The organism is Rhodococcus sp. G6(2025), assembly GCF_058628105.1.
Window position 1 is genome coordinate 6034430 of record NZ_CP179750.1, and the last position, 12252, is coordinate 6046681.

At 68.5% G+C, this 12252-nt stretch carries 10 protein-coding genes; 9 read left to right on the forward strand and 1 reads right to left on the reverse strand.

Going from position 1 to position 12252, the window contains the following annotated elements:
* Positions 1-120 precede the first annotated feature (120 nt).
* From ACLIVD_RS27910 to purU, 4 genes are all read left to right on the forward strand, one after another.
* Positions 121-2583, forward strand: coding sequence for a GcvT family protein (locus ACLIVD_RS27910; RefSeq protein ID WP_491930971.1), 2463 nt, complete (start codon positions 121-123; stop codon positions 2581-2583).
* The gene (locus tag ACLIVD_RS27915) at positions 2580-3206 is read left to right on the forward strand and encodes a cyclodeaminase/cyclohydrolase family protein (protein WP_491930972.1); all 627 of its coding nucleotides are present in this window, start codon (positions 2580-2582) and stop codon (positions 3204-3206) included. The genes ACLIVD_RS27910 and ACLIVD_RS27915 overlap by 4 nt, the downstream gene beginning before the upstream one ends.
* The gene (locus ACLIVD_RS27920) at positions 3203-4096 is read left to right on the forward strand and encodes a bifunctional 5,10-methylenetetrahydrofolate dehydrogenase/5,10-methenyltetrahydrofolate cyclohydrolase (protein ID WP_491930973.1); all 894 of its coding nucleotides are present in this window, start codon (positions 3203-3205) and stop codon (positions 4094-4096) included. Before ACLIVD_RS27915 ends, ACLIVD_RS27920 begins: the two co-directional genes overlap by 4 nt.
* A 127-nt stretch (positions 4097-4223) precedes the next feature.
* Entirely contained in the window at positions 4224-5072 is an 849-nt protein-coding gene (gene purU, locus ACLIVD_RS27925; RefSeq protein WP_280782102.1) for a formyltetrahydrofolate deformylase, read from the forward strand.
* Positions 5073-5137: 65 nt separating this feature from the next.
* Here purU and ACLIVD_RS27930 read toward each other — a convergent pair whose 3' ends face one another.
* Positions 5138-5809 (reverse strand): GntR family transcriptional regulator, encoded by a 672-nt coding sequence (locus ACLIVD_RS27930; RefSeq protein WP_280782103.1) that lies wholly within the window; start codon positions 5807-5809, stop codon positions 5138-5140.
* 113 nt (positions 5810-5922) lie between these two features.
* Between ACLIVD_RS27930 and glyA the strand changes: the two genes are divergently transcribed.
* From glyA to ACLIVD_RS27955, 5 genes are read left to right on the forward strand one after another with little or no spacing between them, the layout of a single operon-like run.
* The gene (gene glyA, locus ACLIVD_RS27935; RefSeq protein WP_491930974.1) at positions 5923-7248 is read left to right on the forward strand and encodes a serine hydroxymethyltransferase; all 1326 of its coding nucleotides are present in this window, start codon (positions 5923-5925) and stop codon (positions 7246-7248) included.
* Positions 7248-8483 carry a sarcosine oxidase subunit beta family protein gene (locus tag ACLIVD_RS27940; RefSeq protein ID WP_159924938.1) on the forward strand — a complete coding sequence of 412 codons (1236 nt, stop codon included), beginning with the start codon at positions 7248-7250 and terminating at the stop codon, positions 8481-8483. The genes glyA and ACLIVD_RS27940 overlap by 1 nt, the downstream gene beginning before the upstream one ends.
* 33 nt (positions 8484-8516) lie before the next feature.
* On the forward strand, positions 8517-8795 hold the full coding sequence (locus tag ACLIVD_RS27945; RefSeq protein WP_491930975.1) for a sarcosine oxidase subunit delta: 279 nt from the start codon (positions 8517-8519) through the stop codon (positions 8793-8795).
* Complete coding sequence (locus ACLIVD_RS27950) at positions 8792-11650, forward strand: 2Fe-2S iron-sulfur cluster-binding protein (protein ID WP_491930976.1); 2859 nt, start codon at positions 8792-8794, stop codon at positions 11648-11650. Before ACLIVD_RS27945 ends, ACLIVD_RS27950 begins: the two co-directional genes overlap by 4 nt.
* Entirely contained in the window at positions 11643-12236 is a 594-nt protein-coding gene (locus ACLIVD_RS27955) for a sarcosine oxidase subunit gamma (protein WP_283352645.1), read from the forward strand. Before ACLIVD_RS27950 ends, ACLIVD_RS27955 begins: the two co-directional genes overlap by 8 nt.
* The last annotated feature ends 16 nt before the right edge of the window (positions 12237-12252 follow it).

The window sequence follows — 12252 nt, forward strand, 5'->3', positions numbered from 1 at the left end:
GATCAGTCCGATCCGTTTCGCAATTCACAGTTCTTTCCGGCGCCGTTCGAGCCCACACCGAACACCGAATCTCCCGCTACTTCGCCACACACAGGCACCCACCCAACCAGGAGGACCATCATGGGGTCACCGCGCGTAGTGATCATCGGAGCCGGCATCGTCGGCGCGAATCTGGCCGACGAGCTCACCGCTCGCGGCTGGGATCGGATCACGGTTCTCGATCAGGGACCGTTGCCGCTCACCGGAGGCTCCACGTCGCACGCACCGGGCCTGGTGTTCCAGACGAATGCGTCCAAGACGATGACCGAGTTCGCCCGGTACACGGTCGAGAAGTTCGTCGGGCTCGACGTGAACGGCGAATGGTGCTTCAACCAACTCGGCGGGCTCGAGGTGGCCACCACCCCCGAGCGTCTCACCGATCTGCACCGCAAGCAGGGCTGGGCCACGTCCTGGGGCATCGAGGGCGCCGTCCTCGACCCGGCCGAGTGCGCGAAACTGCACCCGCTGCTGGACGAGAAGCGGGTACTCGGCGGGCTGTACGTGGAGACGGACGGCCTCGCGAAGGCGTCCCGAGTCGTCGTCGCGCTGGCCCGGCGCGCCGAAGCCCGCGGTGCCGTGTTCCAGGGTTCGACCAAGGTGATCGGCATCGAACAGAGCGGCGGCAAGGTGACCGGCGTCGCCACCGCGGACGGGGTGATCCCCGCCGACATCGTGGTGTCCTGCGCGGGTTTCTGGGGTCCCGACATCGGCGCGATGGTGGGTATGGACGTCCCGCTGCTGCCCCTGGCACACCAGTACGCGAAGACCGAGCAGATTCCCGAACTCGTCGGACGGAACACCGAACTCGCCGAGGCGGGCTTCCCGATCCTGCGTCACCAGGACCAGGATCTGTACTTCCGTGAGCACGTCGACCGCCTCGGCATCGGCACGTACGCCCACCGTCCGATGCCGGTGAACCTGCGTGACCTCGACGAGAGCGACGACGTGTCCGCGTCCGACATGCCGTCGATGCTGCCGTTCACCGAGGAGGACTTCGCGCCGTCGTGGGAGCAGAGCAAGTTGCTGCTGCCGTGCCTCGAATCCGCGAAACTGGACGCCGGTTTCAACGGCGTCTTCTCGTTCACCCCGGACGGCGGACCGCTCATCGGCGAGTCCCCGGACGTCGCCGGGTTCTGGATCGCCGAGGCGGTGTGGGTGACACACTCTGCCGGTGTAGGCCGGGCCGTCGCGCAACTGCTCGTCGACGGCCGCTCCGAGGTCGAACTGCACGGCTGCGACGTGCACCGCTTCGAGGAGATCCAGCTCGCACCCGACTACGTCAGCGAGACGTCGCAGCAGAACTTCGTCGAGATCTACGACGTGCTGCACCCACTGCAGCCCAAGGAGTCTCCCCGCGACCTGCGGGTCAGCCCCTTCCACACGCGCCAGAAGGAACTCGGCGCAGTGTTCCTGGAAAGCTCCGGCTGGGAACGCCCGCACTGGTTCGAGTCCAACGCCCATCTGGTACAGGACCTTCCGGCCGAATGGCAGCCGCCGGCCCGCGAACCGTGGGCAGCGATGTTCCACTCCCCCATCGCCGCGGCCGAGGCCTGGAAGACCCGAACCTCGGTGGCGATGTACGACATGACACCGCTGAAGCGCCTCGAGATCAGCGGCCCCGGCGCGCTGGCCCTGCTCGACCGGCTGACGACCGGCAAGATGGACAAGTCCGTCGGGTCCGTCACCTACACGCTCGCGCTCGACGAGTCCGGCGGCGTCCGCAGCGACCTCACCGTCACGCGACTGTCCGACACCGTCTTCCAGGTCGGCGCCAACGGCAACCTCGACCTCGACTACTTCCGCCGCCAATCTCCGGACGACGGCAGTGTGCAGATCCGGGACATCACCGGCGGCACGTGCGGGATCGGGTTGTGGGGCCCGCGCGCCCGGGACCTGGTGCAGGCGTTGAGCTCCGACGACTTCACGAACGAGAACTTCAAGTACTTCCGCGCGAAGCAGGTCCGCATCGGCGGTGTTCCCGTCACGGCGATGCGTCTGTCGTACGTCGGCGAACTCGGCTGGGAACTGTACACGTCCGCCGACAACGGTTTGCGCCTGTGGGATCTGCTGTGGGCGGAAGGGCAGAAGTACGACGTCATCGCCGCCGGCCGCGCCGCGTTCAACAGCCTGCGGATGGAGAAGGGCTACCGCTCGTGGGGCAGCGACATGACCACCGAGCACAATCCCTACGAGGCCGGTCTCGGGTTCGCGGTCCGACTGCAGAAGGGCGACTTCCGTGGGCGTGACGCGCTCGACGGCGTCTCCGACGAGACGGTGGAGCGGCGCCTGGCGTGCCTCATGATCGACGACCGCACGTCGGTGGTCCTCGGCCACGAGCCGGTGTTCGTCGACGGACAGCCCGCCGGGTACGTCACGAGCGCCGCGTTCGGTCACACGGTGGGGGCGCCGATCGCCTACGCCTGGCTTCCCGCGAACGCGACCGTCGACACCCCGGTGGAGATCGAGTACTTCGGACGCCGCATCCCGGCAACGGTTGTGGCCGAGCCGCTCGTCGACCCCGAGATGAAGAAGATCCGGTCATGACCCTCCGAGACGACACGATCGCCGGGTTCCTGGACTCGCTCGCCGATCGAACTCCCGCGCCCGGCGGCGGCGCGACCGGCGCCCTCCACCTCGGCCAGGCAGCCGCGCTGGTCGCGATGGTCGCCCGCTACACCACCGGCAAGAGGTACGCCGACCACGGGATGCTCGTCGAACGCATCTGCGCGTCCGCGGATGCGTTCCGCGAGAAGGCACTGCAGTTCGCCGACGACGACATGGCGGCATTCACGGCCGTCATCGACGCCTACCGGCTCCCCCAGGACACGGACGACGAACCGGCCGCCCGCACGTCGGCGATCGCGACCGCCCTCGCCGGCGCCGCCGCGGTCCCCGCCGAGGTGGTGGTCGCGGCGGGCGACGTCGTCGCACTCGCCGACGTCCTGCTGCCGGTAGCGAACCGCACCGTCGTCAGCGACGTCGCGGCCGCCGCCGAGGCCGCCCGCGCAGCCGCCACCACCGCCCGGGTCAACATCGAGGTGAACCTGCCGGGTATCACCGATCTGGACACCCGCCGGGCCCTCACCGAGTGCCTGTCCGGCGTCGACGCGATCGTCGAGCGTGCCGACGCAGTCACGACACGAGTACGAAAGCAGCTGACTTCATGACCAGAAGCCTCGGTGGCGCCGAACTCGCCACCTCCATCCGCAACGACGCATCCGTCGCCGCCGCAGCCCTCAACGACCTCGGTATCCGGCCCAAGCTGGCGGTCGTGCAGGCCACCGACGACGAATCGACCGCCTGGTACGTGCGGTCCATCGCGTCGGCCGCGAAACGCACCGGAATCCTGTGCGACATCGTCGATCTCGGTGCCGCGGCGTCGACCGAGCAGATCCGCAGCACGCTCGTCGAACTCGGCCACGACCCGGACGTCCACGGCATCATCCTGCAGACACCCCTGCCGGACGGAACCGACCTCGATGCCCTCCGGGAGGCGATCAACCCCGCCAAGGACGTCGACGGCGCCAACCCGGTCAGCCTCGGCCGACTCGTCGCGCGTCAGCCGGCGTTCGCGCCCGCCACCGCACAGGCCGTGATCGCCCTCCTCGATCACCACGGGATCTCCCCGCACGGCAGGACGGCCGCGGTGGTCGGCAGATCGACTGTAGTCGGAAGTCCCGTCGCGCATCTGCTCGTGCAGCGCAACGCGACGGTGACCGTCTGCCACCGGCACACCACCGACCTGGCCGCCGGCACCCGTGGCGCCGACATCCTCGTCGTCGCGGTCGGCATTCCCGGACTGATCACGGCCGACCACGTCGCCGACGGCGCCGTTGTCATCGATGTCGGGACCACGGCGACCGCGGACGGCCAACTGCTCGGTGACGTCGACGCCGTGGCCGTCGACGGTCGGGCGGGCGCGCTGACCCCGGTCCCCGGAGGGGTGGGACCGGTGACCACCGCGTTGCTGCTCAATCACACGGTCGACGCCGCCGGGACGCAGTACGCCCAGACTCGATCGGAGTCCGTGCTCGCCGGGTTCCGCAGCAGCGTCTGACTCCGTCTCCACCCCTTGACCCGCTCGTCCAGCCTGAAATAGCATGGCCCATTCTGATATATCAGTTCGCTCGGACTGACACCTCAATTAGTGACACCGTAACCAGTCCGGCATCGAGGAGACCCACATGACCCAGACCTTCACCCTGACGCTCAGCTGCGCTCAGCGTCCCGGGATCGTTCACGCAGTCAGCTCCTTTCTCTTCGAGCAGAACTGCGATATCGCCGAGCATCAGCAGTTCGACGACACCCGGAGCGACGCGTTCTTCCTCCGCACGTCGTTCGTGTCCGCGGAAGATGTCGACATCGAACGCCTCACGGCGGAATTCGGAAGCGTCGCCGCGAAATTCGGCATGACGTTCAACTTCAACGGCACCGACCTGCCCCGGGTGATCGTGATGGTCTCCAAGATGGGTCACTGCCTCAACGACCTCATCTTCCGCTGGCGAGCAGGCAACCTCGGCGCCGAACTCGTCGCCGTCGTCTCCAATCACGAGGTGCTGCGCCCCATGGCCGAGGCCGCCGGGCTGCCGTTCGTCCACGTCCCGGTCACGCCGGCCACCAAGCCGCAGGCCGAAGCCCGGCTGCTCGAACTCGTCGAGGAATTCGACGCGGATCTCGTGGTTCTCGCCCGGTACATGCAGGTGCTGTCGGACGACGCGTGCCGCGCGCTACGCGGACGGGCCATCAACATCCACCACTCGTTCCTGCCCGGTTTCAAGGGCGCCAAGCCCTACCACCAGGCGTTCGATCGCGGCGTCAAGCAGGTCGGGGCCACCGCCCACTACGTGACCCCTGATCTGGACGAGGGGCCCATCATCGAGCAGGAAGTCATCCGCATCGACCACTCCTTCGACCCGACGCGACTCGCCACGGTCGGGCAGGACGCCGAGGCCCTCGCGCTGTCGCGGGCCGTGCGCTGGCACTGCGAGAACCGCGTCCTGCTGCACGGTCACCGGACGGTTGTGTTCAGCTGAGGCGCTTCGCGCCCGTGCGCCTTTTTGGTAGCTCCCGCTACCAGAAAGGCGCACGGGCCGGAGGCCTACAGCAGGTCGCGGATGGCCTTCTCGAAACCGGCGACGTGGGCGAGGGTGAGGGACGAGGCGGTGTTCTCGTCGCCGTCGACGATGGCCCGGAGCAGGGCGACGTGCTCGCGGACGTGGCTGGCGACGTCGGGCAGCCGGTCGAGGAAGAGGCACCAGATGCGGGTGGCGTGTGCGTCGAGGCTGACGAGGATGTCCTCGAGGTGAGGGTTCCCGGATGCTCGGTAGATCTCGCGGTGGACGCGCACGTCCTTGCGCAGGACTTCGCGCGGGTCTTCGCTGTCGTCTATCTCGGCGATCTCGTCGGCGAGCGCGGTCAGCCGGGCTCGCGCGTCCGGGGACGCGGTCCGGGCCGCCCGGGCCGCCGCGGTCGGTTCGAGTTGCTTGCGGATTTCGGAGATGTCGGCGAGATCGGTCATGTCGACGGCGGTGGCGAATGTGCCACGACGCGGGTAGGCGACGACGAGACGTTCCCGCTCGAGGCGTTTGAGCGCTTCCCGCACCGGTGTCCGGCCGAATCCGAGTTCTTCGGCGAGACGGTCGTCGTTGATCGGCTCGCCGGGCCGGATGTCCAGCATGACCAGGCGTTCGCGGACGATCTCGTACGCGCGGTCGGCGTTGGTGCCGCCGTTCGATGCCGTGTCCGCGACCGATGAATGCGCCAGGCTCATGTTCCGTCTCCCTGATTTTCCGGAGCTATTGACCTTTGTCCGTCACTGACCTTACTCTACTTTCCAGTTGATATATCAGTTCGAAGTCAACTGACCTTCCAGAAAGGCGAACCATGACCGTGGACACCGCACACCTCACCGAGGTGGCAGCAGCGAACCCGACGCTGACGCATTCGCTCGCCGATCTCGACCCCGCCGTGCACCAGGCGATCGCGGCCGAGCTCGAGCGACAGCAGGGCACCCTGGAAATGATTGCCAGCGAGAACTTCGCCCCGCTCGCGGTGATGCAGGCGCAAGGGTCGGTACTGACGAACAAGTACGCCGAGGGTTACCCCGGCCGCCGCTACTACGGCGGTTGCGAGCACGTCGACGTCATCGAGCAGCTCGCCATCGACCGCCTCACCGCACTGTTCGGTGCGACATTCGCCAACGTGCAACCGCATTCGGGAGCGCAGGCCAACGCCGCCGCGATGTCGGCACTGCTGAAGCCCGGCGACGGCATCCTCGGCCTGGACCTCGCGCACGGCGGTCACCTCACGCACGGGATGAAGCTGAACTTCTCCGGCAAGCTCTACGAAGTCGCCGCGTACCACGTCCGCGAGGACGACCATCTCGTCGACATGGACGAGGTCGAGCGTCTCGCGCGTGAGCATCGCCCGAAGCTGATCCTGGCCGGCTGGTCCGCCTACACACGCCAACTCGACTTCGCCGCGTTCCGTCGCATCGCCGACGAGGTCGGCGCATACCTCATGGTCGACATGGCGCACTTCGCCGGACTCGTCGCCGCCGGACTGCACCCCTCCCCCGTCCCGCACGCCCACGTGGTCACGTCGACGACGCACAAGACCCTCGGCGGTCCCCGCGGCGGCGTCATCCTCACCAACGACGAGGCACTGGCGAAGAAGTTCAACTCCTCGGTGTTCCCCGGACAGCAGGGCGGCCCGCTCGAGCACGTGATCGCCGGCAAAGCCGTCTCGTTCAAGCTCGCCGCCGAGCCCGAGTTCCGGGAGCGCCAGGAACGCACGCTCGCCGGCGCGAAGATCCTCGCCGACCGCCTCCTCGAGGACGACTCCCGGCAGGCGGGCATCAACGTCGTGTCCGGCGGCACCGACGTGCATCTGGTGCTGGTGGATCTGCGCGAGTCCGAACTCGACGGCAAGCAGGCGGAGGACCGGTTGCACCGGGTGGGAATCACGGTGAACCGCAACGCCGTCCCGTTCGACCCGCGTCCGCCGATGGTAAGCTCGGGGGTGCGGATCGGCACCCCCGCGCTCGCCACCCGCGGTTTCGACCTGGATGCGTTCACCGAGGTCGCCGACATCATCAGCTACGCGCTGCGACCGGCCACCGACGAGGCCGGACTCGACGAACTCCGCGCCCGCGTCGATGCCCTCGCGCTGCGCTTCCCGCTCTACCCCGACCTCACGGAGGCGAACTGATGAGTGCCACCCAGCCGCCCGGCGCCCACCTGCCCGACCACCCCGACTTCCTGTGGCGTAACCCGGAACCGAAGAAGTCGTACGACGTCGTCATCGTCGGCGGCGGCGGACACGGCCTCGCGACCGCGCACTACCTGGCCAAGAACCACGGCATCACCAACGTCGCGGTCCTGGAGAAGGGGTGGCTCGCGGGCGGCAACATGGCCCGCAACACCACGCTGATCCGGTCGAACTACCTGTGGGACGAGAGCGCCAAGATCTACGAGCACGCCCTCAAACTGTGGGAGGGCCTCGAGGACGACCTCGACTATCCGATCCTGTTCAGCCAGCGCGGCGTCCTCAATCTCGCGCACAGCCTGCAGGACGTCCGCGACAGCGTCCGCCGGGTGGAGGCGAACAAGCTCAACGGAATCGACGCCGAGTGGGTCGGACCCGACGAGGTCAAGAAGCTGTGCCCGCTGGTGAACATCTCGAGCGACATCCGCTACCCCGTCCTCGGCGCGACGTATCAGCCGCGGGCCGGCATCGCCAAGCACGACTACGTGGCCTGGGGATTCGCGCGCCGCGCCGACGAGGCGGGCATCGACATCATCCAGAACTGTGAGGTCACCGGTTTCGTCACCGACGGCAACAAGGTCACCGGGGTGCGCACCACCCGCGGCGACATCGCGGCCGGTCAGGTCGCGCTGTGCGCGGCCGGGCACACCTCGACGCTCACCGACATGCTCGGCATCCGCACCCCCGTGCAGAGCCACCCGCTGCAGGCGCTGGTCTCCGAACTGCTCGAACCCGTGCACCCGACCATCGTGATGTCCAACGCCATCCACGTGTACGTCTCGCAGGCGCACAAGGGCGAACTGGTGATGGGCGCCGGTGTCGATTCCTACAACGGGTACGGCCAGCGCGGCGCGTTCCACATCATCGAACGTCAGATGGCGGCCGCGGTGGAGTTGTTCCCGGTGTTCGCCCGCGCGCATCTGCTGCGCACCTGGGGCGGCATCGTCGACGTGTGTCCCGACGCCTCCCCGATCGTGGGACGCACTCCGTACGACAACGTGTATCTCAACTGCGGTTGGGGCACCGGCGGATTCAAGGCCACCCCGGGGTTGGGTTGGTGTCTGGCGGACACCATCGCGAACGACGAACCGCACGAGTTCATCGCGCCGTTCAGCCTCGACCGGTTCGTCACCGGCGCTCTCGTCGACGAGCACGGCGCCGCGGCCGTCGCTCACTGATCCCCCGTCGCGCACTGAAATTCAGGAGCCACAATGCAACTCATCGAATGCCCGTGGTGCGGGTCCCGTGAGGAAACCGAGTTCCACTACGGCGGCGAAGCCCACGTCCTGTATCCGCAAGATCCCGAATCCCTGACCGACGAGCAGTGGGCGCACTTCGTGTTCTTCCGCGCGAACCCGAATGGTCTTTTCGCGGAACGGTGGAACCACAGCGCCGGCTGCCGGCGCTGGTTCAACGCCGTACGCGACACCGCCACCTACCGATTCCACAGCGTCTACCGCTTGGACGAGCAGAAGCCGACGATATCGTGAACGCACCCTTCCGCACCCGCCAGGGCGGTCGCCTCGACCGCGACACCTCCTACACCTTCACTTTCGACGGCCGGGAACTGACCGGTCACCCCGGTGACACGCTCGGTTCGGCCCTGCTCGCGAACGGCGTCCACCAGATCACCACCAGCATCAAACTCGGCCGGCCCCGCGGCATCACCGCGGCGTGGGCGGAGGACACCGGCGGTCTCGTGCAGATCGAGGAGCCCTTCCCCGAGCCGATGCTGCTCGCCACCACCATCGAGTTGTTCGACGGCCTCGTCGCCCGCGGCATCCCCGGTCAGGGCCGGCTCGCCGAGATCGCCGATTCGGCGAAGTACGACGCCAAGCACGTCCACACCGACCTCCTCGTCGCCGGCGCCGGACCTGCCGGTCTCGCCGCCGCGCTCACGGCGGCCCGGGCGGGCGCCCGGGTGGTGCTCGTCGACGAGCAGAGCGAAGCCGGCGGCGACCTCCTCGGGTCCACTGACCTCATCGACGGCGCACCCGCCCTCGACTGGGTCGCGGCCGCGGTCGCCGAACTCGCCACCTACCCGGATGTGCTGCACCTGCAGCGCACCACCGCGTTCGGCAACTACGACGACGGCTTCGTCCTCGCGCTGCAGCGGCGCACCGACCATCTCGGTGTCGAGGCCCCCGCGGCGCTGAGCCGCCAGCGCGTCTGGCGTATCCGCGCCCGGCACATCCTCGTCGCCGCCGGAGCGCACGAGCGTCCCGTCGTCTTCACCGACAACGACCGCCCGGGCATCATGCTCGCGCACGGCGCCCGCACCTTCCTGCACCGCTACGGTGTCAAGGTCGGTGAGCAGGCCGTCGTGTTCACCACCAACGACAGCGCGTACGAGGCCGCGATCGACCTACACGACGCCGGGGTCCGGATCAACGCGATCGTCGAGGCCCGCGACGAGGCACCCGCCCGCTGGCAGCGTGAATGCGACGCGCGCGGCATCACCATCCGCACCGGGTCGGTGGTGTCCGGCACCCGCGGCAACGGCCGGATCAGTCACGCCGTCGTCGCCCAGCGCGAAAACACCGGTACCGCAGTTCCCCTCGCCTGCGACGTCCTGCTCGTCAGCGGCGGCTGGAACCCGGCCGTGCACCTGTTCTCGCAGGCCCGCGGCAAGCTCCGCTACGACGAGAGCCTCGGCGCCTTCGTGCCCGGCGAGGACCTCGACGGAGTCTCCGTCGCCGGGTCCGCGAACGGTGTGTTCGACCTGGACGGGTGCCTGCGCGACGGGCAGACCGCCGGCCAGTCGATCATGCGCGACCTCGGCTTCACCGTTCCCGATCGCACGATCGACCCGGAACCTGCACCCGCGATCGAACAGTCCACCCCGCTGGTGCTCTGGCGGGTGCGGGACGTCGCCGGTGAGGACACCCAGTTCGTCGACGTGCAGCGCGACGCGACGGTCGCCGACCTGGCCCGCGCGGTCGGCGCAGGCATGACGTCGATGGAGCACATCAAGCGCTACACGACCATCGGCACCGCGCACGATCAGGGCAAGACGTCCGGGGTGATCTCCTCCGGTATCACGGCCGAACTGCTCGGCAGGCCGATCGAGACGCTGGGCACCACCACGTTCCGGCCGCCGTACACCCCGGTCGCATTCGCCGCCCTCGCCGGCCGCAGCCGCGGCGCCCTCTTCGATCCCGAACGGGTGACGGCACTGCACGATTGGCACGTCGGCCGCGGCGCGGTGTTCGAGGACGTCGGCCAGTGGAAGCGTCCCCGCTTCTACCCCCTCCCCGGGGAGGACATGGACGCCGCGGTGCTGCGCGAATGCGCCGCCGTGCGCCGCAGCATCGGCATCCTCGACGGCTCCACCCTCGGCAAGATCGACGTCCAGGGCCCCGACGCCGGGGTGCTGCTCGACATGGTCTACACGAACATGATGAGCACCCTGAAGGTCGGCATGGTCCGCTACGGCGTCATGTGCGGGGTCGACGGCATGGTCATCGACGACGGCACCGTGATGCGCCTGGACGACGACCGGTTCCAGGTCTTCACGACCACCGGCGGCGCCGCGAAAATCCTCGACTGGATGGAGGAATGGCTGCAGACGGAGTGGCCCCACCTGAAGGTGCGGCTCACCTCGGTCACCGAACAGTGGGCCACGTTCCCCGTCGTCGGACCGCGCTCCCGCGACGTGATCGGTGAGGTCTTCCCCGACCTCGACGTCACCAACGACGCGTTCCCGTTCATGGCGTGGCGCGACACCTCCCTCGGCGGCGTCCACGTACGGGTCGCGCGGATCAGCTTCTCCGGTGAACTCGCGTTCGAGGTCGACGTCGACGGCTGGCACGCACCCGCGGTCTGGGCGCGCCTGATCGCCGCGGGCGAGAAGTTCGACATCACCCCGTACGGCACCGAGACCATGCACGTCCTGCGCGCCGAAAAGGGGTACCCGATCATCGGTCAGGACACCGACGGGACGGTCACCCCGCAGGACCTCGGGATGAGCTGGGCCGTGTCGAAGAAGAAGCGCGACTTCATCGGGAAGCGCTCCTTCACCCGGGCGGAGAACCAGAACCCGCTGCGCAAACAGTTCGTCGGACTGCTGCCCCTCGACAAGCAGACCGTGCTGCCCGAGGGCGCGCAGATCATCGAAGAGGCGCAAGGCGGCATCCTGCCGCCCCCGCCGGTGCCGATGCTCGGGCACGTCACGTCGAGCTATCTCAGCGCCGAACTCGGCCGCCCGTTCGGGCTCGCCCTCGTCAAGGGCGGCCGGGCCCGGCTCGGCGACACCCTGCACGTCCCGGTGGACGGAAACCTGGTCGCCGTCGAGGTCACCAGTTCCGTCCTCGTCGATCCCGAAGGAGCACGTCGCGATGGCTGACACCCTCGTCCCCCTCAGCCCCCTGCACGGCTGGGACCAGAAATTCTCCGAACTCCCCGAGTCGGTGAGCATCGCCGAGGAACCTTTTGTCGCGATGGTCGACCTGTGGGTCGACCCGGCCGGACCGGGAGCCACGGCCGCCGCAACGGTCCTCGGGTTCGACCTCCCCACCGCGGCGTCGACGTCCGCCGGAACCGACGCCACCACCGCCGTCTGGCTCGGTCCCGAGGAGTGGCTGATCACCACGCGATCACAGTCGGCACCCGCTCTCGAGTCTGACCTGCGGGCGGCGGTGACACCCCACGGCGGCGCCGCGATCGACGTCTCCGGACAGCGAACCACCCTGCGGCTGCGCGGCACTCATGCCCGCGACGTCCTCGAGAAGGGGTGCTCACTGGATCTGCATCCGAGGGTGTACGGCCGCGGCACTGCAGCGCAGACCATGCTCGGCCTCGCGGGCGTGATCCTGATCGCGCTCGACGACGAGGGGGCCGACTACCGGATTCTCGTGCGGTCGTCGTTCGCCCGGTACCTCGCGGAGTGGTTGATCGACGCCGCCGAAGAGTTCGGCGTCGACCCGGTGTAAGCGACAGCGTCGGTCC